Origin of the sequence: Micromonospora sp. NPDC048999 (genome assembly GCF_040649295.1) — a bacterium.
Classification (GTDB): domain Bacteria; phylum Actinomycetota; class Actinomycetes; order Mycobacteriales; family Micromonosporaceae; genus Micromonospora.
Genome location: NZ_JBEZFI010000001.1, coordinates 251,254 through 275,533, shown reverse-complemented (window position 1 = coordinate 275,533; position 24,280 = coordinate 251,254). Strand labels below are relative to the sequence as shown.

General features: G+C 72.3%; 22 protein-coding genes. 17 read left to right on the top strand and 5 right to left on the bottom strand.

What is annotated here, in order from left to right; translation table 11 throughout:
• Positions 1–17 precede the first annotated feature (17 nt).
• Together AB0C02_RS01355 and thpR are read left to right on the top strand one after the other, a co-directional pair.
• Positions 18–527, top strand: coding sequence for a hypothetical protein (locus AB0C02_RS01355; protein ID WP_357539895.1), 510 nt, complete (start codon positions 18–20; stop codon positions 525–527).
• Positions 528–539: 12 nt separating this feature from the next.
• The gene (thpR, locus tag AB0C02_RS01350; protein WP_357539893.1) at positions 540–1,118 is read left to right on the top strand and encodes an RNA 2',3'-cyclic phosphodiesterase; all 579 of its coding nucleotides are present in this window, start codon (positions 540–542) and stop codon (positions 1,116–1,118) included.
• Between the two features lie 5 nt (positions 1,119–1,123).
• Here the strand turns inward: thpR and AB0C02_RS01345 are convergent, their stop codons facing one another.
• The 4 genes from AB0C02_RS01345 to AB0C02_RS01330 form a co-directional block, all read right to left on the bottom strand.
• Positions 1,124–1,435: a hypothetical protein gene (locus AB0C02_RS01345; protein WP_357539891.1), complete on the bottom strand. Its 312-nt coding sequence runs from the start codon at positions 1,433–1,435 to the stop codon at positions 1,124–1,126.
• Positions 1,436–1,693: 258 nt separating this feature from the next.
• Entirely contained in the window at positions 1,694–2,779 is a 1,086-nt protein-coding gene (gene sepH / locus AB0C02_RS01340; RefSeq protein WP_357539889.1) for a septation protein SepH, read from the bottom strand.
• Positions 2,780–2,967: 188 nt separating this feature from the next.
• A complete protein-coding gene (serC, locus tag AB0C02_RS01335) occupies positions 2,968–4,095 on the bottom strand; it encodes a phosphoserine transaminase (RefSeq protein ID WP_357539887.1) in 1,128 nt (375 codons plus the stop codon).
• Between the two features lie 252 nt (positions 4,096–4,347).
• Entirely contained in the window at positions 4,348–5,454 is a 1,107-nt protein-coding gene (locus AB0C02_RS01330) for a citrate synthase 2 (protein WP_357539885.1), read from the bottom strand.
• Between the two features lie 273 nt (positions 5,455–5,727).
• On the opposite strand from AB0C02_RS01330, the gene pdxH reads away from it, so the two are divergent.
• The 7 genes from pdxH to AB0C02_RS01295 all read left to right on the top strand — a co-directional run bounded on the left by pdxH (position 5,728) and on the right by AB0C02_RS01295 (position 11,748).
• Positions 5,728–6,357 (top strand): pyridoxamine 5'-phosphate oxidase, encoded by a 630-nt coding sequence (pdxH, locus tag AB0C02_RS01325; RefSeq protein WP_357540966.1) that lies wholly within the window; start codon positions 5,728–5,730, stop codon positions 6,355–6,357.
• On the top strand, positions 6,354–7,655 hold the full coding sequence (locus tag AB0C02_RS01320; protein WP_357539883.1) for an MFS transporter: 1,302 nt from the start codon (positions 6,354–6,356) through the stop codon (positions 7,653–7,655). The genes pdxH and AB0C02_RS01320 overlap by 4 nt, the downstream gene beginning before the upstream one ends.
• A gap of 75 nt (positions 7,656–7,730) precedes the next feature.
• Entirely contained in the window at positions 7,731–8,660 is a 930-nt protein-coding gene (locus AB0C02_RS01315) for an aldose 1-epimerase family protein (protein WP_357539881.1), read from the top strand.
• Positions 8,661–8,662: 2 nt separating this feature from the next.
• Positions 8,663–9,265: a nitroreductase family protein gene (locus AB0C02_RS01310; RefSeq protein WP_357539879.1), complete on the top strand. Its 603-nt coding sequence runs from the start codon at positions 8,663–8,665 to the stop codon at positions 9,263–9,265.
• Between the two features lie 180 nt (positions 9,266–9,445).
• A complete protein-coding gene (locus AB0C02_RS01305; protein ID WP_357539877.1) occupies positions 9,446–9,751 on the top strand; it encodes a type II toxin-antitoxin system VapB family antitoxin in 306 nt (101 codons plus the stop codon).
• 33 nt (positions 9,752–9,784) lie between these two features.
• A complete protein-coding gene (locus AB0C02_RS01300) occupies positions 9,785–10,945 on the top strand; it encodes an acyl-CoA dehydrogenase family protein (RefSeq protein WP_357539875.1) in 1,161 nt (386 codons plus the stop codon).
• A 101-nt stretch (positions 10,946–11,046) separates the two neighbouring features.
• The gene (locus tag AB0C02_RS01295) at positions 11,047–11,748 is read left to right on the top strand and encodes a DUF4230 domain-containing protein (protein WP_357539873.1); all 702 of its coding nucleotides are present in this window, start codon (positions 11,047–11,049) and stop codon (positions 11,746–11,748) included.
• Between the two features lie 18 nt (positions 11,749–11,766).
• Here AB0C02_RS01295 and AB0C02_RS01290 read toward each other — a convergent pair whose 3' ends face one another.
• Entirely contained in the window at positions 11,767–11,961 is a 195-nt protein-coding gene (locus tag AB0C02_RS01290; protein WP_357539871.1) for a PspC domain-containing protein, read from the bottom strand.
• A gap of 348 nt (positions 11,962–12,309) precedes the next feature.
• On the opposite strand from AB0C02_RS01290, the gene AB0C02_RS01285 reads away from it, so the two are divergent.
• The 8 genes from AB0C02_RS01285 (at position 12,310) to AB0C02_RS01250 (ending at position 24,278) form a co-directional block, all read left to right on the top strand.
• Positions 12,310–13,680 (top strand): L-serine ammonia-lyase, encoded by a 1,371-nt coding sequence (locus AB0C02_RS01285; RefSeq protein WP_357539869.1) that lies wholly within the window; start codon positions 12,310–12,312, stop codon positions 13,678–13,680.
• Between the two features lie 65 nt (positions 13,681–13,745).
• Positions 13,746–14,573, top strand: a complete 828-nt coding sequence (locus AB0C02_RS01280) for an ABC transporter permease (RefSeq protein WP_357539867.1) — start codon at positions 13,746–13,748, stop codon at positions 14,571–14,573.
• A complete protein-coding gene (locus AB0C02_RS01275) occupies positions 14,574–15,314 on the top strand; it encodes an ABC transporter ATP-binding protein (RefSeq protein WP_357539865.1) in 741 nt (246 codons plus the stop codon).
• Entirely contained in the window at positions 15,311–17,266 is a 1,956-nt protein-coding gene (locus tag AB0C02_RS01270; RefSeq protein WP_357539863.1) for a DUF5941 domain-containing protein, read from the top strand. Before AB0C02_RS01275 ends, AB0C02_RS01270 begins: the two co-directional genes overlap by 4 nt.
• A 16-nt stretch (positions 17,267–17,282) precedes the next feature.
• Positions 17,283–19,472, top strand: a complete 2,190-nt coding sequence (locus AB0C02_RS01265) for a bifunctional glycosyltransferase family 2 protein/CDP-glycerol:glycerophosphate glycerophosphotransferase (RefSeq protein WP_357539861.1) — start codon at positions 17,283–17,285, stop codon at positions 19,470–19,472.
• A gap of 142 nt (positions 19,473–19,614) precedes the next feature.
• Positions 19,615–20,919 carry an ABC transporter ATP-binding protein gene (locus tag AB0C02_RS01260; protein ID WP_357539859.1) on the top strand — a complete coding sequence of 435 codons (1,305 nt, stop codon included), beginning with the start codon at positions 19,615–19,617 and terminating at the stop codon, positions 20,917–20,919.
• A 240-nt stretch (positions 20,920–21,159) separates the two neighbouring features.
• Positions 21,160–21,909: a beta-phosphoglucomutase family hydrolase gene (locus AB0C02_RS01255; protein WP_357539857.1), complete on the top strand. Its 750-nt coding sequence runs from the start codon at positions 21,160–21,162 to the stop codon at positions 21,907–21,909.
• Positions 21,906–24,278, top strand: a complete 2,373-nt coding sequence (locus AB0C02_RS01250; protein WP_357539855.1) for a glycoside hydrolase family 65 protein — start codon at positions 21,906–21,908, stop codon at positions 24,276–24,278. The genes AB0C02_RS01255 and AB0C02_RS01250 overlap by 4 nt, the downstream gene beginning before the upstream one ends.
• Positions 24,279–24,280 lie beyond the last annotated feature (2 nt).

Below are 24,280 nucleotides of genomic sequence, written 5' to 3'. Positions count from 1 at the left end.
GGGCTTAGCGTCGATGCGTGGAGGTGGGGCGGGGGCTACTACTGGTGCTGGCGATTCTCGCTGTCTGCTGCCTGCCGGCCCTCTTCGCGCTGCTTTTCTGTGCCGACGAGATCCTCGACCGGGTGGTCTGCGGGTGGTCTGAGTGGCGCGAGCAACGCCGGGAACGCCGGACCATCGCCCGGCTGGACCGGGTCATCGAGGCCGACGCGCTCACCCGCGACATCGACCTCACCGAGCTGGACCGGGCCGATCGGCGCCCACTCGAACAGCTCGCCCTCGATCTGCGGCGGCTCGGCGGCCACCGGCTCGCCGCCGTCGACCGTTCAGTGGTGTGGCACGGCGCGGTCATCGACGCGTACGACGAGCGGCTGCGCGCCGCCTGCCGGGCGCTGGGGATCACCGAGCACCTGACCGAGCTGGACGGCGTGGACCGGGAGATCGAGCGGGTACGGGTCGAGGGGCTGGTGCACGCGGCCGGGCTCGCCCTGCCCGCGGCCCGCCCCGGTTACCACCAGCGGCACCGCTGACCGGGGGCACCGGTGCGGCTCTTCGTCGCGGTCTACCCACCCCGGCCGGCGGTCGACGACCTCACCGCCCAGGTGGCCCGGCTGCGGGTCGGCGCCGCCTCCGCCGCCGGCACCAACGTCCGGCTGGCCGACCCGGCCAACGCCCACCTCACCCTGGCCTTCCTCGGCGACGTGGAGGAGGCTCGGCTGGTCGACGTGGACAGCGCGCTCGGCCTGGCCGCCGAGACGTTCCGGGGCGGCCGGGACAGCTCGCTCCGCCTCCGGCTCGGGGGTGGGGGCAGCTTCGGACGCGGCCGGTTCACCGTGCTCTGGGTGGACGTCCAGGGCGACCTCCACGGGCTGGCCACGCTGGCCCGACTGATCCGGTTCGGGCTGCGTCGGGCCCGGCTGCCGCACGACGAGAAGCCGTTCCGGGCGCACCTGACCATCGCTCGCCCCGGCGACCGGGTCGACCGCACCGACGTGCTCGCCGACCGGGAGACGCTGCACGCCTACCTCGGCCCCGAGTGGCCGGCCGAGGAGTTGGTGCTGGTCCGCAGCCACCCCGGGCCCCGCCCCACGTACGACCGCCTCGCCGCCTGGCCGATCTGACCAGATCAGTACCAGTCTTCGATCAGCATCATCACCGGGAACCAGCCACAAGCGGCGAGCACCCAGCAGCCGAACAGCGTGGCCAGCCCGAGCGCCGGACCGAGTCGGTCCAGGCTCTGCCCGCCCCACCTGGCGAGCACCCCAAGCGACACGACGGTGCTGATGACCAGGATCGGCAGGACCAACCTCAGGCCGACCCCTACCGCGAGCATCAGGCACTTGAATGCTTCACAGGCGAGGTCCTCCCCCGCCTGGCTCGCGATGAACAGCAGGAACGCCATGGTGACGAAAAGCTGCGCGGCGACGACCGCGATCATGGCCGGCCTGGCGATCTGCCACCGGCTCGGCGCGGGACTGTTCACGTGGATCAGTCTCGGAGCCCGGAAGGTCTCTCGGCAATCGCCCGTCCGGTGCCCCGGGCTGGCGCCGAAGCGTCGCCGCCGTCCGGCCGGAGCACCGGCCGGACGGCGCCACCAGGGATGACCTGCCGGTCAGGCCACCAGGCCCAGGCTCGGGGCAGGGCACGCCATCACCATCGGGGGAAAGAGTTCATCGAGGCGTTACTCGACGGTGGATCAGGACGACTCGCGGACCGCCGGACCGCTGCCGAAGAGGACATCATCCCAGCTCGGCAGCCGCTTACGTGGCTTGCCGCCGGCCTCCGTGGACTCCGTGCCGGCTGCGGCCGCCGCCGCGCCGGTGCGGCGCGGCCGGAGCACGGCCAGCGAGGGTACGGCCGGGACCTCCTTCGGCGCGTCCGAGTCGTCGTCGAACGCCGAACCCGGGCCGCCACCGAGCAGCGCCGCCGCACCACCGGCGACCGGGCGCTGGCGGGGTGCCTCCGGCCCGGCCAGGGCGGCCGGGGAGCGCGTATCGAGCCCGCGGCCCGAGCCCGTCGAGCCGAGCGGCCGGTCCAGCGAGGCGAGCAGCGCGTCGCGGCCGGCGCGAATCGGGTCCCGCCCCGGGCGGGAGTGCTCGGCGGGCGTCGGCAGGCCGTGCCCGCCCCGGGCCGGCTCGCCGCGCGACGGGCCGGGCAGCGCGTGCCCGCCCCGCTCCGGCGCGGGCTCCTGGCCGAGGATGGGCGTGGGCCGCTCGGCGCAGAGATATTGCGCCATGTCGTCGTGCGGGGCGACGTGCTGCCGGGTCTTGTCGAGGTCCCACACCGCCTGCGCGGTGGCCTTGCCCGACGGCCAGGTGGCGATGATCCGCCAGGTGCCGTCATCCCGCCGGTAGGCGTCCCAGGAGATCTTTTCAGTGTCGATCCCGTGCTGGGCCAGCCGACCGTTGACCACCTCGGCCAGCGGTGTCGGCTTCTCCGCGCCCTTGAGCCGGGTCCGTCGGGCGTGCTGGGCGAGCATGGCCCGCTCCTGGAGCACCGGGCCCGCGTAGCGCAGGACGCGGTCGACCGGGACGCCGGCGATCCGGGCGACGTCCTCAGCGGACTCACCGGCCCGGATCCGGGCCTGGATGTCTCGGGGCGACAGGGACGGCACCATGTCGGCGGTGGTCGGCACCACCGTGAGGGGGGTCGCGCCGGGCTCGGGGTGCAGCGCCGTGGCGACGCGTTCGTCGAGCGGCAGCGCGAGCAGACGCCCGACCTCGTCGGCGAGCACCAGAGCCTGGCCGTCCTCGGAGAGGGCGACGAAGCGTACTGGGCGCATGGGCTTGCCTCCGTCCCGCTTCGCTGGCCGTCACGCCACGAGCCGGCCACCCGGGCGTCTCGCACCACCGTACGCCCATCTACCCGAAGGTGGGGGATGTGACACCCGGCATGTCGCGACTGAGCTGCGACGATGATCACGGTGGGTGGTTGCCGGGGCCCCGACGACCACCCACCGTAACCGACTGATCAGAGTCGTTCGACCACGTAGTCGATGGACGCGGTGAGCGCCTCCACATCGGCCGGCTCGACCGCCGGGAACAGCGCGATACGCAGCTGGTTGCGGCCCAGCTTCCGGTAGGGCTCGGTGTCCACGATGCCGTTGGCGCGCAGCGCCTTGGCGATCGCCGAGGCGTCCACCCCGTCGACGAAGTCGATCGTGGCGACCACGTTGGAGCGCAGCGCCGGGTCGGTCACGAACGGGGTGGCGAACTCGGCCCGCTCGGCCCAGCCGTACACGATGCCGGCGCTCTCGGCGGTGCGCTTGCCCGCCCAGGCCAGGCCGCCCTGGGCGTTCATCCAGTCGGTCTGCTCCGCGGCCAGGAAGATGGTGGCCAGCGACGGGGTGTTGTACGTCTGTTCCAGCCGGGAGTTGTCGATCGCGGTGACCAGGTCGAGGAAGGCCGGGATGTAGCGACCGGACTCCTTGATCTCGGTGGCCCGGGCGAGCGCGGCCGGCGACATCAGGGCCAGCCAGAGGCCGCCGTCGGAGCCGAAGCACTTCTGCGGGGCGAAGTAGTAGACGTCGGTCTCGCCGACGTTCACGTCCAGGCCGCCGGCGCCCGAGGTGGCGTCGACCAGCAGCAACGAGCCCTCGTCGGCGCCCGGCACCCGGCCGACCGGCACGGCCACGCCGGTGGAGGTCTCGTTGTGCGGGGTGGCGTAGACGTCCACGCCCGCCTCGGCGACCAGGGTCGGCGCGCTGCCCGGCTCGGACTTGCGGATGGTCGGCTCGCCGAGGAACGGCGCGTCCTTGACCGACTTGGCGAACTTCGCGCCGAACTCGCCGAAGCTGGCGAACTGGGCCCGGTCGCGGATCAGGCCGAAGGTGGCGACCTCCCAGAAGGCGGTGGTGCCGCCGTTGCCGAGGACCACCTCGTAGCCCTCGGGGAGGGAGTAGAACTCGGCGATGCCGCGGCGCAGCCGGGCCACCTGGTCGCGGACGGTCTTCTGCCGGTGCGAGGTGCCCAGGTAGCTGGTGGCGACGTCGGCGAGGGCGGAAACCGCCGCCGGACGGACCTTGGACGGCCCGCAGCCGAAGCGCCCGTCGGCGGGCCTGATGTCGTCGGGAATCCGGATTGTCGGTGCGTCAGCCACGGTTGTCTCGATCCTTCCGCATTTGCGAGGACGGGCCCTCTTGGCGGGCACGGACCGACGGCGGCCGCGCACGGGCGCGGAGAGGCCGGGATCCGGGCCCGGTCCGGCGGCACTGCCGGCCCTCATCCTCGCACCTACGAGGCCTCTCGGACGGGCGGGCTGCTGAGTTGTGGACCACAGTCGGCGCTGTCCCGGAAGGGGCGAGCCCCGCCCGGAACGGACCGGACGGGGCTCGGTGGGTGGTTCGGCGGATCAGACGCCGTGCGGGATGGCGTCCCAGCCGGCGACCTCCTGCGGCTTGCGCGGGCCATGGCCCAGGTAGAGAGCCGACGGGCGGACCAGGCGGTTCAGCTTCTTCTGCTCCAGGATGTGCGCGGACCAACCGCCCATCCGGGCGCAGGTGAACATCGAGGTGAACATGTGCGCCGGCACCTCGGCGAAGTCCAGCACCACGGCCGACCAGAACTCGACATTGGTGGCGAGCACCCGGTCCGGGCGGCGGGCCTGCAACTCGGCCAGGGCGGCCTTCTCCAGCGCCTCGGCGACCTCGAAGCGCGGCGCGCCCAACTCCTTGGCGGTGCGCCGGAGCACTCGGGCGCGCGGGTCCTCGGCCCGGTAGACCCGGTGGCCGAAGCCCATCAGCCGTTCGCCCCGGTCGAGCACGCCCTTGACGTACCCCTCGGCGTCGCCGCTGCGCTCGACGGCCTCAAGCATGGTGAGCACCCGCGACGGCGCGCCGCCGTGCAGCGGGCCGGAGAGCGCGCCGATGCCGGAGGAGATGCAGGCGGCGGCGTCGGCGCCGGTGGAGGCGACGATCCGGGCGGTGAAGGTGGAGGCGTTCAGACCGTGCTCGGCGGCCGAGATGAAGTAGGCGTCGACGGCCTTGACGTGCCGGGGGTCGGGCTCGCCCCGCCAGCGCTTCATGAACCGCTCGACGATCGTCTCCGCCTTGTCGATCTCCTTCTGCGGTACGGCCGGCAGGCCCAGGCCGCGGGCCGACTGGGCGACGAAGGAGAGCGCGGTGACCGACACCCGGGCGAGGTCCTCACGGGCCTGCTCGTCGGAGATGTCGAGGAGCTGGTTGAGCCCCCAGTACGGGGCGAGCATGGCGACCGCGGACTGCACGTCGACACGGATGTCGCCGGAGTGCACCGGCACCGGGAACGGCTCGGCCGGCGGCAGGCCGGGGCCGAAGCGGCCGTCGACCAGCAGCGCCCAGACGTTGCCGAAGGAGACCTGGCCGATCAGATCCTCGATGTCCACGCCGCGATAGCGCAGCGAGCCACCCTCGCGGTCCGGTTCGGCGATCTCGGTCTCGAAGGCTACGACGCCTTCCAGGCCCGGTTTGAAGTCGGCCATTTCGTCTCCTGGCTTCCGGCTCGGTGCGCCCGCGCGGGCTCATCCGGCCCCGCCTCCCAGGCGACCCTCAGGGATGTGTTCGTGCCATCTTGCCTGTTGAGTAACGGAGTGCGCGACCCACTGCGACTGTGCTACGCGCCTCATCCCCGCCGATGGACAAGTGCGCGGCCTCGGCCAGACTGGGGTGGTAGGGCCTGGCCAGCATCGGGGGGATGCGGTCGCGCGAGGAAAGGGACATGAAGAGTGACGGGCGACACACCAGCGCCGGCGGCGATGCGTAACGAGTACGCGGCCGACCAGGGTCTTTCCGAGTCGGAGTTCGCGCCGGACTGGCACACCCAGTTTGCCCGCTGGTTCGCCGACGCGGTGGCGTACCCGCTTCCGGAGCCGAACGCGATGGTGGTGGGCACGGCCGACGCCGAGGGCCGCCCGAGCGGCCGGACCGTGCTGCTCAAGGGGTACGACCCGGAGGGCTTCGTCTTCTATACCAACCACGACTCGCGCAAGGGCACCGAGCTGACCGCCAACCCGTGGGCCAGCCTGGTCTTCCCCTGGTTCCCGATGCAACGCCAGGTGGTGATCACCGGCCGGGTGGCGCAGGTCGGCCGGGCCGAGACCGAGGCGTACTTCGCCAGTCGGCCGCGGGGCTCCCAGCTCGGCGCCTGGGCCAGCACCCAGTCCCGGGTCGTCCCGGACCGGGCCGCGCTGGACGCGGCGTACCGGGCGGCGGCCGAGCGCTTCGCCACCGTCGAGCCGATCCCCGCGCCTCCGCACTGGGGCGGGTTCCGGGTGCTTCCCGAGACGGTGGAGTTCTGGCAGGGTCGGGCCAGCCGGCTGCACGACCGGCTGCGGTTCCGGCGCACCGACGGCGGCGTCTGGGTCACCGAGCGGCTGGCCCCGTGACCGGGGTACAGGAGGCCCGGCCGCGCGGATCGCGCCGCTGGGCGATCGACCTGCGCCCGCTGGCCGTGCCCGCCTATCGGCGGGTGTGGCTCGGCAACGGCGTGGCGATGTTCGGTTTCCAGTTCACCGCGGTCGCCGTACCGGTGGAGATGTTCGCCCTCACCGGCGGCTCGTTCTGGGTCGGGCTGCTCGGCGTGGCCGGGTTCCTGCCGCTGCTGCTCTTCGGGCTCTGGGGCGGCGCGGTGGCCGACGCCCGGGACCGCCGCCTGGTGCTGCTCGCCGGGGGTGGCCTGCTCTGGGCGTCGACCCTGGCGCTGCTGGTCCAGGCGTTGCTCAAGGTGGGCAGCCCGGTGCTGCTGCTCGTCCTGGTGGCGGTGCAGTCGACCGCGTTCGCGATCACCTCGCCGGCCCGCAGCGCGATCCTGCCGCGGCTGGTGCCGGACGAGCTGGTGCCGGCGGCCACCACGCTGAACTTCACCACGTTCACCGCGACCGCGGTCTTCGGACCCCTCACGGCCGGTCTGATCCTCGCCGGCTGGCGGCCCGAGGTCGGGCTGCCGGTCGCGTACGCCGTGGACGCGCTGCTGTTCACCGTTTCGCTCTGGGCCACACTGCGCCTGCCGGCGATGCCGCCCGAGCCGGATCCGGACAGCGACGGCACCGCGCCCAAGGCGGGGCTGGCCAGCATCGTGGACGGCTTCCGCTACCTGGCCACCACGCCGGTGCTGCTGCTGTCGTTCGCCATCGACCTGATCGCGATGATCCTGGCCATGCCCCGGGCGCTCTTCCCCGAGATGGCCCAGGGCCGGCTCGGCGGTGGCTCGGCGGTCGGCTGGCTCTACAGCGCCATCGCCATCGGCGCGATGGTGGGTGGCCTGACCTCCGGCTGGATCGGTCGCCTGCGGCGGCAGGGGTTGGCGCTGGTGCTGGCCGTGGTGGGCTGGGGTGTCGCGATCGCCCTGGCCGGGCTGGCGCGCCAGCTCTGGCTGGTGGTGCTGCTGCTCGGCCTGGCCGGCGCGGCCGACCTGGTCAGCTCGGTGCTGCGGCAGTCGATGCTGCTGGTCTACGCGCCGGATCGGATGCGTGGCCGGCTCCAGGGGGTCAACACGGTGGTGGTCGCCGGTGGCCCGCGCCTGGGTGACCTGCGGGCCGGCACGATGGCCGCCGGCTTCGGCGCCAGCTTCGCCTGGGTGACCGGTGGCCTCGTCTCGGCCGTCCTCGCCGTGCTGCTGGTGGTGGCCTTCCCGGCGCTGCTGCGCTATCGGGCTGCCACGCCGCCCGCCGACTCCGCCGGTTAACAGGCGGCCCCTCCGCTACCGAAGCCGCAGGCGTTGACAGGGTGCCCTTCCTTGCATCGACTAGGGTTCTTGGGCATGGGGAACGGGGTGGGGTCGGCGCCGTCGGGGGCACAGTGGAGCATCGCCGCCGACGGACACGAGGCGGTCGTCGTCGAGGTGGGCGGCGGGCTGCGGGCGTACCGGCACGACGAGGTGGACTACCTCGACGGGTACGAGGCGGACGAGCTCTGCCCCGGCTCGGCCGGGCAGGTGCTGGCCCCGTGGCCGAACCGGATTCGGGACGGCGCGTACGCCTTCGGCGACCGGTCGCTGCAGCTCGACCTGAGCGAGCCGGCGCGGCACAACGCCATCCATGGCCTGGTCGCCTGGGTGTCCTGGCACCTGATCGAGCGCTCGGCCGAGAGCGTCACGATCGGGTACGACCTGCCGCCGAGCCCGGGCTATCCGTGGGGGCTGCGGCTGCGTACCCGGTGGAGCGTGGGAGCGGACGGGCTGCGCGCCGAGCACGAGGTGACGAACCTGGCCGGTGAGGCGGCGCCGTTCGGCTTCTCGGTCCACCCCTATCTGCGGCTGCCGAAGGCCGGCGTGGACGAGCTGACGCTGCGCGTGCCGGGGCGGACCCGGATGCTGTTGGACGGCCGGCTGCTCCCGGTGGGCGTGACCGGGATCGCCGGCACCGAGTACGACTACACCGAGCCCCGCCCGATCGGGGACGCGGTGCTCGACCTGGCCTTCGGTGACGTCGAACGGGATGCCGACGGCCGGTCGACGGTGACCCTCGCCGCGCCGGACGGTTCGGCCGCAGTGCACGTCTGGGCGGACGGCGAGTTCGGCTGGTGGCAGGTCTTCACCGGGGACACCCTCACCGGCGAGCGGCACCGCCGCTCGGTCGCGGTGGAGCCGATGACCTGCCCGGCGGACGCGTTCCGCTCCCGCAAGGACCTGATCGTGCTGGCCCCCGGCGAGACCTGGCGGGGCGCCTGGGGCATCCGACCCGGAGGGTGAGCATGGAGTTCGCCGAGGTTGTCCGGCGCCGCCGGATGGTACGCAACTACGACCCGGACCGGCCGGTGCCGCCGGAGGTGGTGGACCGGCTGTTGGAGCACGCGATCCGGGCGCCATCGGCGGGTTTCGCCCAGGGTTGGGGTTTCCTGGTGTTGGAGGAGCCGGCGGACCGGGAGCGGTTCTGGGCCGCGGCCACCCCGGGTGAGGGCGGTCGGGACCGCTGGTTGGCCGGGATGCGCCAGGCCCCGCTGATCGTCGTGCCGCACGCCAACCGCTCCGCCTATCTCGACCGGTACGCGGAGCCGGACAAGGGCTGGGCGGACCGTTCCGAGGACCGCTGGCCGGTGCCCTACTGGTATGTGGACACCGGCTTCGCCGCGCTGCTGATGCTGCTCACCGCCGTGGACGAGGGGCTGGGCGCCTGCTTCTTCGGCATCCCGCCGCAGCGGATCGGGGCGTACCGGGAGGCGTTCAACGTGCCCGAGGAATACCACCCGATCGGCGCGGTGACCGTCGGCTACCGGGTGCCCGATCATCGGTCCCCGTCCCTGCGCCGTGGGCGGCGGCCGATCGACGAGGTGGTCCGGCGCGGTAGCTGGAGTTGAGGGCGGATTTGTCCGGGCGAGTGGAGCTATCGCCAGTGGCGAAAGCGACATGTGGGAGTAAAACGCAGTGTGCCACGTGCGGCTAGGCTGGCACGGTCACCATCAGCCGTTCCACATGGCGTCCCGCCGAGACCTGGCCGGGCGTCGAGGAGGACCGGGTCAGGGGGAGGGGAGCGTGCCGTGATCTTCAGAGCGGTCCGGGACGGGCGTCCCTACCCGGAGCACAACTTCACGCTCAAGCAGTGGGCCGAGATCCCGCCGCGCCCGCTGCGGCTGGACCAGCTCATCACCACCAAACGGGAGCTGGCGCTGGACAAGCTCCTCGCCGAGGACTCGACGTTCTACGGCGACCTGTTCCCGCACGTCGTGCAGTGGAACGGCGGTCTCTACCTGGAGGACGGCCTGCACCGGGCGCTGCGGGCGGCGCTCCAGCAGCGCAACCAGATCCATGCCCGGGTGCTGGTGCTCAGCGGCTCGGCCGAGTGACGTCCGGCCTGAGGCATCACTAAGGTTGGCCGCATGACCCCTCTCGACCTGCTGGACATCGACGCGTCGCTGAGCGATGAGGAGCGGCAGATCCGCGCCGTCGTGCGCCAGCTCGTCAACGACCGGGTACGCCCGCACGTCGCCGGCTGGTACGAGGACGGCCAGGTGCCGGCCCGCGAGCTGGCCCGCGAGTTCGGCAAGCTCGGCCTGCTCGGCATGCACCTGACCGGATACGGCTGCCCCGGCGCGTCGGCGGTCGCGTACGGGCTGGCCTGCCTGGAGCTGGAGGCCGGCGACTCCGGCATCCGCTCGCTGGTGTCGGTGCAGGGTTCGCTGGCCATGTACGCCATCTGGCGCTACGGCAGCGAGGAGCAGAAGCAGCGCTGGCTGCCCGCGATGGCGGCCGGCGAGGCGATCGGCTGCTTCGGGCTGACCGAGCCGGACCATGGCTCCGACCCGGCCTCGATGGCCACCCGGGCCCGCCGAGACGGCGACGACTGGGTGCTCAGCGGCGGCAAGATGTGGATCACCAACGCGCCGATCGCCGACGTCGGGGTGATCTGGGCCCGCACCGACGAGGGGGTACGGGGTTTCGCCGTACCCATGGACACGCCCGGGGTGACGGCGCGCGAGATCCGGCACAAGATGTCGCTGCGCGCGTCCGTCACCGGGGAGATCACCCTCGACGACGTCCGGTTGCCGGCGGACGCCCGGCTGCCCGAGGCGATCGGGCTGAAGGCGCCGCTGAGCTGCCTCACCGAGGCCCGCCACGGCATCGTCTGGGGTGCGCTCGGCGCCGCCCGGGACTGCCTCGAGACCGCCCTGTCCTACGCGACCACCCGGACCCAGTTCGGCCGGCCCCTCGCGGGCTTCCAGCTCACCCAGGCCAAGCTCGCCGACATGGCCGTCGAGTGGAACAAGGGCCTGCTGCTGGCGCTGCACCTGGGCCGGCTCGCCGACGCCGGAAAGCTGCGGCCCGAGCAGGTCAGCGTGGGCAAGCTGAACAACGTACGCGAGGCGCTGGCGATCGCCCGGCAGTGCCGGACGATCCTCGGCGCCAACGGCGTCTCCGGCGAATATCCGATCATGCGGCACGCCAACAACCTGGAGAGCGTGCTGACCTACGAGGGCACCTCGGAGATCCACCAGCTGGTCATCGGGCAGCGCCTCACCGGGCTCTCCGCCTTCGCCTGACCTGCGGCGTTCCACCCCCGCAGCCGCTCGCCGAGCGGCTGTCGTACGGGGGCCTTACCGTCATTTCCAGGCGCACATGTCTGACGAGGACGGTGAGGGCGATGGTCGACGACGGTCACATCAACGAGCCCACCGGGGAGCCGGCGGCCCCGGCGTCGGCGAACGGCCCGGTCCGCGGCCTGCTCTGGGTGCTCGGCGCGGCCGCGCTGGCCGTGGTGGTGCTGCTCGGGGTGCAGGCGACCGGGCTCCTGCCGAGCTTCAGCAACCCGTTCGCCAAGGAGCAGACCGACCGCAGCCAGCCGCCGCTGCTCAAGTCGATCCGTGACCTCAACCGCTACGTCGGGGCCGAGGGCGACTTCCAGGTGGTGGTCGACCTGCAGAACGACCGGCGGAACGTGCCGGACTTCCTGCTCAACGAGCGGACGCTCTTCGTCGGAGCCGGCCGGGTCGAGGCGTACGTCGACTTCTCGAAGATCGCCGACGGGGCGGTGGTGGCGTCGGCCGACAAGAAGTCGGCGGAGATCAAGCTGCCCGCCCCGCAGCTCGGCGAGACCGACCTCGACCTGGACAAGAGCTACGTCTTCGCCCAGCAGCGCGGCCTGCTCAACCGGATCAACGACCTGGTGGCCGGCGACCCCAACCGCCAGCAGCAGGTCTACCGGCTGGCCGAGGACCGGATCACCGCCGCCGCCCGGGACAGCGGGATCACCGCCCGGGCCGAGGAGAACACCCGCAAGATGCTGGAGGGTCTGCTGCGCTCCCTCGGCTACGAGAAGGTGACCGTCACCTACACCGCCCCCTGACCAGCGAGCGGGCGCGGGTCAGTAGGGGCGGTCCTCGTTGGGGATCAGGATCCAGAGGATCAGGTAGAAGATCACCTGGGTGCCGGGCAGCAGCAGGGACAGCAGGAACAGCAGCCGGACCAGATTGGCCGACATGCCGAACCGCTGTCCCAGGCCGGCGCAGACACCGGCGACCATGCGCCCATGGCGGGGCCGGACCAGCTTGCGATTCATCGTCGTACTCCCACTCTGCGGCGATCCGCCGCGCTGACTCCACGATAGGAACGGCTGCCTGCCCCGCCCTCAACCCAAAGGCGGAAAGGCACCCCCGCCTCTCCCGTAGGTGCATACCCCCGCCGGGCCCTGTGCGTGGGGCGTGGGGCGGGCTTGTGACGGTGAGGTGACGGGTGGGGTGGAGCGTGGGTGGTGGGGGGTGTGCGGGGTCGCATGCCGGCGCTGACCTGGGCGGGTAGGCTCGCCGGTCGGGCGTCGCACCCCGGGTGCCGCCCGCCGCCCCGGACCGGAGGCGGGACGTCCCGGGCGGGACCGCACGACGGGACCGACGGTGAGGAAAGTACAGCCATGATCAGTGTTTTCGACCTTTTCAGCGTCGGCATCGGGCCGTCCAGCTCGCACACGGTGGGGCCGATGCGGGCCGCCCGTACCTTCGTGACCGGGCTCAAGGCGGACGGGCTGCTCGCCGACACCGTTCGAGTGCAGGCCGAGCTGTTCGGCTCGCTCGGCGCGACCGGGCACGGCCACGGCAGCGACCGTGCGGTGCTGCTCGGGCTGGAGGGCGACGCACCGGAGACGGTCGACGCGGACTCGGTCGAGCCTCGGGTGGCGCGGATCCGGGCCGAGCGGCGGCTCAACCTGCTCGGCACCCAGGAGATCGACTTCGACCCGGACCGGGATCTGGTGCTGCACCGGCGCCGCTCGCTGCCGTACCACCCGAACGGCATGACCTTCGCGGCGCACGACGCCGCCGGGAACCAGGTCCGGGCCCGTACGTACTACTCCGTCGGTGGCGGGTTCGTGGTCGACGAGGCGGCGGCCGGGGCCGACCGGATCAAGCCGGACAGCACCCAGGTCCGGTACCCGTTCCTGACCGGGGCGGAGCTGCTGGCGGTCACCACCGGCAACGGCCTGTCGATCAGCGAGGTGATGCTCGCCAACGAGCGGTCCTGGCGCAGCGAGGCGGACATCCGAGCCGGGCTGCTGGAGATCTGGCGGGTGATGCGGGAGTGCGTCGAGCGCGGCTGCGAGCGCGACGGCGTCCTCCCCGGCGGGCTGAAGGTGCGCCGCCGGGCGGCCGAGCTGCGCCGCAGCCTGGAGGCGGAGGCCGACAGCACCGACCCGCTGCGCGCCATGGACTGGGTCACCCTGTTCGCCCTCGCGGTCAACGAGGAGAACGCGGCCGGTGGGCGGGTGGTCACCGCGCCGACCAACGGCGCCGCCGGGATCATCCCGGCCGTGCTGCACTACTACACCCGGTTCGTGCCGGGCGCGTCGGACGAGGGCGTGGTCCGTTTCCTGCTCGCGGCCGGCGCGATCGGGGTGCTGTTCAAGGAGAACGCCTCGATCTCCGGGGCCGAGGTCGGCTGCCAGGGCGAGGTCGGCTCGGCCTGCTCGATGGCCGCCGCCGGGCTCGCCGAGGCGCTGGGCGGCACTCCGGCCCAGGTGGAGAACGCGGCCGAGATCGGCATGGAGCACAACCTCGGCCTCACCTGCGACCCGGTGGGCGGCCTGGTGCAGATTCCGTGCATCGAGCGCAACGCGGTGGCCAGCATCAAGGCGATCACGGCCACCCGGCTGGCGCTGCGCGGTGACGGGGTGCACGCCGTGTCGCTGGACAAGGTCATCAAGACCATGCGGGAGACCGGCGCCGACATGAAGGTCAAGTACAAGGAGACGGCGCGGGGCGGCCTCGCGGTGAACGTGATCGAGTGCTGATCCCGATGGGGTGACCTGAGGCGTACCGGCGTCGAAGGTGGGGTGGCCCGGGCGAGGATGGGATGGTGACGACAGGCGTCGCCGCGCTCTGGTCGGCCCGCAACTCCCTGCGCATCCTGGTCAAGCGGGACCTCGCGGTGAAGTACCAGCAGTCAGTCCTGGGCTACCTCTGGTCGCTCATCGAGCCGCTCGGCATGGGCCTGATCTACTGGTTCGTCTTCGGGGTGCTCTATTCCGGGGCCACCCGCCGGCACCTGGGCGAGGCGGCCGGGTCGTACCCGCTGTTCCTGATCACCGGGATCTTCGCCTGGATGTGGGTCAGCTCCGCGCTCAACGAGGCGACGAACGCGCTGACCGGGCAGGCCCGGCTGATCACCACGATGAACGTGCCCCGGCAGGTCTTCCCGATCGGCCGGGTCACCGGCCGCTTCGCCGAGTACGCCGCAGGCCTGCCCGTCCTGGCCGGCGTCGCGGCGATCTACGCGGCGCACGGCAAGATCCACCTCGGCTGGACGTTGCTCGCCCTGCCGCTGGCCGTGGCGGTGCAGTTCGTCCTGCTGACCGGGGTCGCGCTGCTGCTGTCGGCGTGCAACGTGCTGATGCGGGACATCGAGCGCTTCATGCGGCTGATCATCCGAGTGCTCTTCTACGCCACCCCGATCATCTATCCGCTCAGTCTGGTGCGGGACTCCGGAATGCCGGCCTGGGTCAAGTTCGGCTACGAGTTCAATCCCCTGGTCGGCATCCTCCAGCTGCAACATTCGATCTGGTATCCGGACGAGTTCCCCGACGCCCGGCTGCTCACCATCACCGTCCTGGGCAGCCTGCTGGTGCTGGCGGTCGGCTGGTGGTCGTTCCGCCGGCTCGAACCGGCCGTGCTCAAGGAACTCTGAATGGCGATCGTCGAGGCGGATCGGCTTGGCATCCGGTTCGTCCGCAACCGGCGCCGCCAGCTCCGGCTGCGGGAGCTGCTGATCCACCGGGGCGGGCGGAACAACACCGCCGGGCAGTTTTGGCCACTGCGGGACGTGTCCTTCCGGATCGAGTCGGGGGAGACGGTCGGGGTGGTCGGGCGTAACGGCACCGGCAAGAGCACCCTGCTCCGGCTGATCGCCGGCGTGTTGATCCCCGACGAGGGCCGGATCCGGGTACGCGGTGCGGTGGCGCCGCTGCTGGAACTGTCCGCCGGCTTCTCCAACGAGCTGACCGGCCGGGAGAACCTCTACCTGGTGGGCGGGCTGCACGGGCTGTCGACGGCGTACCTGCGGCGGCACTTCGACGAGATTGTCTCCTTCGCCGGGGAGCAGGTCGAGCGCTCCATCGACACCTCGGTCCGGCACTACTCCTCTGGCATGAAGGTGCGGCTCGGCTTCGCGGTCATCGCCCACCTGCCGCACCCCATCCTCCTGATGGACGAGGTGACCGCCGTCGGGGACGCGGAGTTCCGCGCGAAGTGCTATGCGACCATCGAGCGACTTCTCGCGGAAGGGCGCACGCTCGTGCTGGTGTCACACAACGAAAAGGACCTCACCCGGTTCTGCCGTCGAGGGCTCTACCTCGACGCGGGGCGGCTCACCGTCGACGGGACGATCGACGAGGCGTTGCACGCGTACGACAGCGCCGCGCAGCGGTGACGCTCGCGATCGTGCTCGCCGCCGACGCGGCCGCGGGCCTGACCACCGGTGCCGGGGAGCGCCTGGCCGACCGGCTCGTCGGGCAGTGGCGGCGGGCCGGGGCGAGCGACGTGCTGGTGGCCGCCGACCTGACCGAACTGGCCGCGCTGGTGGCCGGCGCCACCGGCCCGGTGCTGGTCAGCGGGGCCGATCTGGTGGCGCACACCGCCGTACTCCGGCATCTGGCGACCAGCCCGGTGGGGCCGACGGTGGCCCTGGTGCTCACCGACCCGCCGGCGGCCGGCCAGGTGCCGGTCCGCGAGGAGCGCGGCCAGGTGGTGGCGGTCGGCGATCCCGAAGGCGCGACGGGGGTGTTCGGCGGCGCGTTGCGGGTCGGCGCGGCCGACCTGCCGACCCTCGCCGCCGCAGCCGAGGCGGCGGCGGCCGGGCAGGCCTCGGCGGCGGGCGCGGTGGACCGGCTCTTCGCCGAACTCGCGGCGTGCGGCACGCTGAGCTTCGCCCACCGGGTACGCCTGCTCGTGGCGCACCGGGTCAACACCCCCGCCGAGGCGGACCGGGCCGAGGCGGCCGTGGCCGCGGTCGACGAGGACCGGGCCGAGCTGCGGTTGTCGGTGAAGGAGCGGGACGACTTCTTCACCACGTTCTTCGTCAGCACCTGGTCGGTGTACGTGACGAAGGCCGCCGCCCGGCTGCGGCTCAGCCCGACCGCGGTCACCATGATCTCGGTGGCCTTCGCGGTGGCCGCCGCGCTGCTGTTCGGGGCCGGCGGGCGGCCCGCGCTGGTCGCCGGGGCGGTCCTGCTCTACCTGGGCTTCGTCCTCGACTGCGTGGACGGCCAGTTGGCTCGCTACACCCGGCAGTTCAGCGCCTGGGGCGGCTGGCTGGACACCATGGCCGACCGGGCCAAGGAATATCTCGTCTACGCCGGCCTCGGCTACGGCGCCACGCACGCCGGCTTCCGCTACGGCTGGGCCCTGGCCATCGCCGCGATGACCCTGCAGACCGTGCGGCACATGACCGACACCTGGTACGGCGTGCTGCACGACGAGGCGGCCCGCCGGCCCCGTCCGGCGACCGAACCGGCCGGGGGCATCGGCGGGAAGCTGAACGCCGCCTCGACGAAGGTGCAGGCGGACACCGGTTCGGTGTCGTACTGGCTGAAGCGGACGGTGGTCTTCCCGATCGGCGAGCGGTGGGCGCTGATCGCGGTGGCCGCCGCGTTCTTCGGCCCGCTGGTCGCGCTCTGCGCGGTGCTGGCCTGGGGCACGCTGGCGTTCGCGTACACCGGGGCGTTGCGGACCCTGCGGGCGCGCTGGATGCGGGTGCCGGTGATGGCCACCGTCGACGTGGCGGTGCACCGCGACGAGTGGTCGGTGATGCCGCGGATTGGCGGGCCGCGCCGACCGGGGCCGCTGGCGCTGGCGCTGCTCGGGGCAGTCGGTCCGGTTGTGCTGCTGGTGGCGGCGCTCTGGTCGGGGAGCGCGGGCCGGTTCGACGGGAGCTGGGCGCTGCTCGCGGTGCTGGTGCTGCTCGTTGCCACAGGCGGGGCGCGGGCCTCGCACACCGGGCCGCTGGACTGGCTGGTCCCGGCCGCGCTGCGGGCCGGCGAGTATCTTTTCGCGATCGCCGCCGGGGTGGCGGGCCGTGCACCCGCCTGGCTGATCTTCGGGTACGTCTTCGTGCTCACCCTGCACCACTACGACCTGACCGCCCGGCTGGAGAAGCGGCAAGCGGCCCCGCCGCTGCACAACTGGTCGCTGGGCTGGGACGGCCGCTCGGCGATCCTGGCCTTGGCAGCGATCGCGGGGATAACGAGTATTGCTCTGGTTACACTCGGTGCGTACCTTCTCGTGGTTTTTGTCGCGAGCGTGGTCCTCGCCTGGGTGGTCCTGCCGGCCCGCGCCCGACGGGCGCCGGTCCCGGTGGGTGGGGGTGGCCGCTCGCCGGGCTGACGGAGGGCCGGCCGGGATGACCCTGATCAGCTTCGTCGTACCGGCCTTTGGGGTGCAGGGCTACCTGCGGGAATGTCTCGACTCGATCCTCGGCCAGCCGTACGGCGACCTGGAGGTGATCGGGGTCGACGACGCCTCCCCGGACGGCAGCGGCGAGATCCTGGCCGAGTACGCCGACCGCGACCCCCGGGTCCGCCCGGTTCGGCTCGCCGAGAACGTCGGGCTCGGTCCGGCCCGCAACGTCGGGCTGGACCGGGCCGCCGGCGAGTACGTCTGGTTCGTCGACGGGGACGACTGGCTGGTCCCCGGCTGCCTGCCGCACGTGGCGGACCGGCTCCGGGCCACCCGGCCGGACGCGCTGATCGTCGACCACATCCGGGCGTACTGGGACAACGTGGGTGTGCGCAGCGCCATGGCCGAGGTGTTTCCGGAGCCGCCCGGTGCGGCGACGTTCCGGCTGCGGGACCGGCCACAGACCCTGCGACTGCTGCACACCGCCTGGAACCGGGTGGTCCGGCGGGAGTTCCTGGCCGAGCGGGGGCTGCGCTTCGCGCCCGGCTGGTACGAGGACGTCTCGTTCAGCTACCCGGTGCTGCTGGCCGCCGAGCGGATCGGCGTGCTGGACCGGATCTGCCTGAACTACCGGCAGCGCCGGACCGGAGCGATCACCCGTACCCGGGGGGATCGGCACTTCGAGGTGTTCGCCCAGTGGCACCGGGTGTTCCGGCTGATGGACCGGTGGGGGCCGGAGGTGGCCGGGCTGCGCCCCGCGATCTTCGAGCGGATGATCTGGCACTACCTGACCGTGCTCGGCAACGGCGCGCGGATCGTCCCCGGGCTGCGGCCCGCGTTCTTCGCCCAGATGCACGACGACTACGTCCGCTTCCTGCCGCCCGACGGCTACCCGGTGCCACCCGGGCTGGCCGGGGTGAAGCACCAACTGGTGGCCGCCGGGCGCTGGCGGACGTTCAGCGTGCTCCGCGCGGCTCACCGGGCCGAGGAGCACGCGCGGCGTTCGGTCCGCCGGGTCCGGCGGCGGGTGCTGCCGGTGGCCCGCCGGGCCGCGCGGGGGGCGCGCGACGGCGTGCTGAGCGAGTACTACCGGGCCGAGCTGCATCGGCCGCTCGACCCGAACCTCGCCGTCTACGCCGCGTACTGGTATCGGGGGTACGCCTGCAACCCGGCCGCGATCTACGCCGCCGCCCGGCGGCTGGCGCCTCAGGTACGCGGCGTGTGGATCGTCCGGCCGGACCGGGTCGCCAGCCTGCCGCCCGGCGTCGAGTACGTGATCGCCGGCACCCGGGACTACTACCGGGTGCTGGCCCGGGCCCGCTGGCTGATCAACAACGTCAACTTCCCGGACCACGTCCGCAAGCGCGCGGGCTCGGTGCACGTCCAGACCCACCACGGCACCCCGGTCAAGGTGATGGGGCTGGACCAGCAGCGATACCCGCTCGGCGCGGTGGGGATGGACTTCGCCGGGCTGCTGCGCCGGATGGACCGGTGGGACTACAGCGTCACCTCGAACAGCTTCTCGACCCAGATGTGGGACCGGGCGTACCCGGCCGGGTTCACCCATCTGGAGGTCGGCTACCCGCGCAACGACCGGCTGGCGCTGGCCACCCCGGCGCAGTGCCGCCAGGCGCGGGCGGAGCTGGGCATCGGCCCCGATGAGACGGTGGTGCTGTACGCGCCGACACACCGGGAGCATCTGCCCGGCTGGCGGCCGCCGTTCGACCCGGACCGGATGCGCGAGGTGCTCGGCCCGTCCGGGCGGGTGCTGGTACGCAGCCACTACTTCCACGACCGGGACCGGCGACCGCGCGGCCCGACCGGCGACGGGGTGCTGGACGTGAGCGCCCAGGAGCCGGTGGAGGAGCTCTACCTCGCCGCGGACGTGCTGGTCACCGACTATTCCTCGACCATGTTCGACTATGCCGTCCTGGACCGGCCGATCGTCGTCTACGCCCCGGACTGGGACGCTTACCGGGTCACTCGGGGTGTCTACTTCGACCTGTTGGCGGAGCCGCCGGGCGCGGTGGCCCTCGATTTCCCCGCCCTGCTCGACGTGTTCCGGTCCGGCGCGTTCCGGGCCGAGCCGGCCGATCGGGCCCGGCGGCGGTTCCGGGCCCGGTTCTGCGCGCTCGACGACGGCCACGCCGCCGAGCGGGTCGTTCGCCGGATCTTCCTCGATGAGCCGGCCTGACCGGCTCCGGCCGGGTGGCGGGCCGTCAAGTCCGCGTTAACAGGTCCGTCACGAGGCGAAGATGGCACGTTTACCCGATGTGCTAATTCGATGACACTCGTCACAGTCATCTGCGGGTTTCGGCCAAGCAGGGGAGGAGACGGTGACCACCGTCGCGCTCAAGGATGTCACCAAGGTGTTCCAGGACGGGACCATCGCGGTCGACACCATAAATCTGGACGTCAACGACGGCGAGTTCATGGTGCTGCTCGGCCCCTCCGGCTGTGGCAAGTCCACTGTGCTGCGGATGGTCGCCGGGCTGGAGGACCCGACCTCGGGAGCGGTCATGCTCGACGGCGAGGTCGCCAACGACCTGCCACCCCGGGATCGACGGATCGCCATGGTCTTCCAGGACTTCGCCCTCTACCCGCACATGACCGTCGGCGACAACATCGGTTTTCCGCTGCGGCTGGCCGGGATCGAGCCGGACGCGCGCGGGGAGCGGATCCAGGACGTGGCGGGCGCGCTCGGCATCGGCGACGTGCTCGGCCGTAAGCCCAGCCAGCTCTCCGGCGGCCAGCGGCAGCGGGTGGCGATGGGCCGGGCGATCGTACGCCGACCCGGGCTGTTCCTGATGGACGAGCCCCTCTCCAACCTGGACAGCGGCCTCCGCGCCGAGCTGCGGGCCGAGATCTCCGGGCTGACCCGCGAGCTGGGCGTCACCACCATCTACGTCACGCACGACCAGGCCGAGGCCCTGACCATGGCGGACCGGGTCGCCATCATGCGCAAGGGCGTCCTGCAGGACGTCGGCACCCCCACCCAGGTCTACGGTCGGCCGGCCACCCTCTACGTCGCCGCGTTCCTCGGCAGTCCCCGGATGAACCTGCTGGAGGCGTCGGTCTACGTCCACCTCGACCGGTACGTCGCGCTCAACCTCGGCGAGCAGACGCTCTACCTGCCCTGGAACGACATTCGCGCCCGAGCCGTCTCGCACTACCACGGCGAGCGGATCGTGGTCGGGATGCGGGCCGAGGCGCTCACCCCGGTCGCCCCGGAAAGCCCCGGTCACCTGCTCCACGGGCGGATCCGCTACCTGGAGCACCACGGCCACGAGTCGCTGGCCTTCCTCGACATCGGCGCCACCGCGATCGTGGTCGACGAGATGAGCGGCCCGGTGGAGAACGCCATGCCCGGCCAGCGCGGGCTGCGCCGGTTCGGCCAGGTCATGCAGCGGCTCGCCGGGCGGGCCGGGGAGGCCCCGGCGGCTGTGCCCAGCGGTAGCGGGAACCGGACCAGCGTGCTTCCCGACCCCGGCCGGCACCACCGCCGCCCGGCGGAGTTGGCCGTCCGGCTCGCCCCGTACCCGGCGGTCACGGCGGGGCACCCGCTGGCCGTCCAGGTACGCATGGAGGCCCTGCACTTCTTCGACGAGCGCGGTGACCGCATCGACGTCGGCTGGCGCTGACGCGGGCCGAGATCAAGGCCGCGTTGTTCACAGTGCGGCGATGCCGCACGGGCCGCCCTGGCGCGCTAGGAGGCACTCTGTTGAAGAGCGATATGCCTCTGAGGCATAAACATGACTCAGAGGCATATCAGTGTCGAGTGGTGTAGGGGTGGAGCGGTATGACGCTCCGCAGCGGGGGCGTCGACCCGCTGACCCGCAGAATCGGGTTTCCCCGGACGATCCGGTGGATAGATTCATACCGTGCTGGGTCTACCTGATCACGTGACCGCCTGTCTCTTCGATCTGGACGGTGTGCTGACGCAGACCGCCAAGGTGCACAACGCCGCCTGGACCGAGACGTTCAACGCGTTCCTGAAAAACCGTGCGACGGCCACCGGCGAGCCGTTCCGCCCGTTCGACCCCGGCCCGGACTACAACCGGTATGTGGACGGAAAACCGCGCGCCGACGGGGTGCGCTCCTTCCTGGCGTCCCGGGGGATCAGCCTTCCCGACGGCACGCCGGACGATCCGCCGGAGGCGGACACGATCAACGGGGTGGGCAACCGCAAGAACGTGGTCCTGCTCAAGCGGCTGCGCGAGAACGGGGTCGAGGTCTACGAGGGCTCGGTGCGCTACCTGGAGGCGACGGCCCGCGCCGGGCTCCGCCGCGCGGTCGTCTCGGCCAGCGCCAACTGCCAGGCCGTGGTCGAGGCAGCCGGGCTGGACCGGCTGCTGGAGGCCCGGGTGGACGGGCTGTTCGCCCGCGAGCGGGGGCTGCGCGGCAAGCCGCAGCCGGACACCTTCCTCGCCGGCGCGCAACTGCTCGGGGTGGCGCCGGAGCAGGCCGCCGTCTTCGAGGACGCGCTCTCCGGGGTGGCCGCCGGGAAGGCCGGCGGCTTCGGGTACGTGGTGGGCGTCGACCGGGTCGGCCAGGCCGACGACCTGCGCGAACACGGCGCCGACGTAGTGGTGACCGACCTGGCCGAGCTGATGAGGGAGCCGGTCCGATGATCCGCGAGCGGGCGTACCCCGTTGAACCCTGGCATGTCCGCGAGACCCGGCTCGACATGGATGTGCTGGCCCAGTCCGAGTCGGTCTTCGCCCTGTCGAACGGCCACGTCGGGCTGCGCGGCAACCTGGACGAGGGGGAGCCGCACGGCCTGCCCGGCACCTACCTCAACTCTTTCTACGAGCTGCGGCCCCTGCCGTACGCGGAGGCCGGCTTCGGCTTCCCCGAGTCCGGGCAGACCATCGTCAACGTCACCAACGGCAAGCTGATCCGGCTGCTCGTCGACGACGAACCGCTCGACGTCCGGTACGGCGAACTCCTCTCCCACGAGCGGATTCTCGACCTGCGGACTGGCACCCTGCACCGGGAGCTGCACTGGCGTTCGCCGGCCGGGCGGGAGGTCAAGGTCCGCAGCACCCGGCTGGTGTCGTTCACCCAGCGCACGGTCGCCGTGATCAACTACGAGGTCGAGCCGGTCGGCGGGCCGATGCGGCTGATCCTCCAGTCCGAGCTGGTGGCCAACGAGACCCTGCCGCCGCAGAGTCGCGACCCTCGGGTCGCCGCGGTGCTGGAGTCGCCCCTGCAGGCCGAGGAGGAGCTGACCACCGCCGACGGCGGCCTGCTGATCCACCGGACCAAGGTGAGCGGGCTGCGGGTCGTCGCCGCGATGGCGCACGAGGTGCACGGCCCGGAGCGCACGACGATCTCCTCCGAGGGGTACGAGGACTGGGTCCGGACCACGGTCGGCGGCGTGCTCAAGCCGGGCCAGACGCTGCGGGTGGTCAAGTACCTGACGTACGGCTGGTCCAGCCGGCGGTCGCTGCCGGCGATGCGCGACCAGGCCGGCGCGGCCCTCGCCGCCGCCCGCCTCGACGGCTGGGACGGCCTGCGCCGGGCGCAGCGGGAATACCTGGACGAGTTCTGGGACGCCTCCGACGTTCGGGTGGAGGGCGACCCGGAGGTGCAGCAGGCCGTCCGCTTCGGGCTGTTCCACGTGCTCCAGGCCGGTGCCCGGGCCGAACGCCGGCCGATCGCCGCCAAGGGGCTCACCGGCCCGGGGTACGACGGGCACGCGTTCTGGGACACCGAGATGTTCGTGCTGCCCGTGCTCACCTACACCAAGCCGAGCGCGGTACGTGATGCGTTGTACTGGCGCCACTCGACTTTGCCGCAGGCGCACGATCGGGCCCAAACCCTGAATCTCCGGGGCGCCGCCTTCCCGTGGCGGACCATCGAGGGCCCGGAGTCGTCGGCGTACTGGCCGGCGGGCACCGCCGCGTTCCACATCGCCGCCGGCATCGCCGACGCGCTGCGGCGGTATCTGCTCGCCACCGAGGACGAGACGCTGGAGCGGGAGATCGGCCTGGAGTTGCTGGTGGAGACCGCGCGGCTCTGGCGCTCGCTGGGCCACCACGACCGTGACGGGCGCTTCCACATCGACGGCGTGACCGGCCCCGACGAATACACCGCGGTCAAGAACGACAACATCTACACCAACCTGATGGCACAGCGGAACCTGCTGACCGCCGCCGAGTGCGCGATGCGCCTGCGGGACCAGGCGCTCGAACTCGGGGTGACCGAGGAAGAGGCGGCCGCCTGGCGGGACGCCGCGCGCTCCATGCACATTCCGTACGACGAGGACCTCGGCGTGCACCAGCAGGTGGAGGGGTTCACCCGGTTGCAGGAGTGGGACTTCGAGCAGACCCCGCCCGAGAAGTACCCACTGCTGCTGCACTACCCGTACTTCGACCTCTATCGGAAGCAGGTCGTCAAGCAGGCTGACCTGGTGCTGGCGATGCACTGGCGGGGTGACGCGTTCGCCGGCCCGCAGAAGATGCGGAACTTCCTCTACTACGAGCGGCGGACCGTCCGGGACTCCTCGCTCTCCGCGTGCACCCAGGCGGTGATGGCGGCCGAGGTCGGCCACCCCGAGCTGGCGCACCGCTATCTGCGCGAGGCCGCGCTGATGGACCTGCACGACCTGAACGAGAACACCCGCGACGGCGTGCACATGGCCTCACTGGCCGGGGCCTGGATCGCCCTGGTCGCCGGCTTCGGCGGCCTCCGCGACCACGAGGGCATTCTTTCCTTCTCGCCACGCCTGTCCAGCCGGCTGAGCCGCCTGGAGTTTTCGCTCCAGTGGCGTTCCATGCACCTGCGGGTGGACGTCCGGCCGCACCAGACCACGTACTCGTTGGTGCACGGCGGGCCGGACACCGTGCTGGAGCTGCGCCATCACGGCGAGCCGATCCGGGTCACCCGCGACCAGCCGGTCACCGTGCCGGTGCCGCCGGCCGAACCGTGCGGGCCGCAGCCGGAGCAGCCGCCGGGCCGGGAGCCCCTCGTGCGCCTGCCCGACAACGTCAGATGAAC

Coding starts and splice junctions, on each gene's coding strand:
- AB0C02_RS01345 (WP_357539891.1), bottom strand. CDS start 1,435: ATGATCGCGGTCGTCGCCGCGCAGCTTTTCGTCACCATGGCGTTCCTG.
- sepH (WP_357539889.1), bottom strand. CDS start 2,779: ATGCGCCCAGTACGCTTCGTCGCCCTCTCCGAGGACGGCCAGGCTCTG.
- AB0C02_RS01330 (WP_357539885.1), bottom strand. CDS start 5,454: ATGGCCGACTTCAAACCGGGCCTGGAAGGCGTCGTAGCCTTCGAGACC.
- pdxH (WP_357540966.1), top strand. CDS start 5,728: ATGCGTAACGAGTACGCGGCCGACCAGGGTCTTTCCGAGTCGGAGTTC.
- AB0C02_RS01315 (WP_357539881.1), top strand. CDS start 7,731: ATGGGGAACGGGGTGGGGTCGGCGCCGTCGGGGGCACAGTGGAGCATC.
- AB0C02_RS01310 (WP_357539879.1), top strand. CDS start 8,663: ATGGAGTTCGCCGAGGTTGTCCGGCGCCGCCGGATGGTACGCAACTAC.
- AB0C02_RS01300 (WP_357539875.1), top strand. CDS start 9,785: ATGACCCCTCTCGACCTGCTGGACATCGACGCGTCGCTGAGCGATGAG.
- AB0C02_RS01295 (WP_357539873.1), top strand. CDS start 11,047: ATGGTCGACGACGGTCACATCAACGAGCCCACCGGGGAGCCGGCGGCC.
- AB0C02_RS01290 (WP_357539871.1), bottom strand. CDS start 11,961: ATGAATCGCAAGCTGGTCCGGCCCCGCCATGGGCGCATGGTCGCCGGT.
- AB0C02_RS01285 (WP_357539869.1), top strand. CDS start 12,310: ATGATCAGTGTTTTCGACCTTTTCAGCGTCGGCATCGGGCCGTCCAGC.
- AB0C02_RS01275 (WP_357539865.1), top strand. CDS start 14,574: ATGGCGATCGTCGAGGCGGATCGGCTTGGCATCCGGTTCGTCCGCAAC.
- AB0C02_RS01265 (WP_357539861.1), top strand. CDS start 17,283: ATGACCCTGATCAGCTTCGTCGTACCGGCCTTTGGGGTGCAGGGCTAC.
- AB0C02_RS01250 (WP_357539855.1), top strand. CDS start 21,906: ATGATCCGCGAGCGGGCGTACCCCGTTGAACCCTGGCATGTCCGCGAG.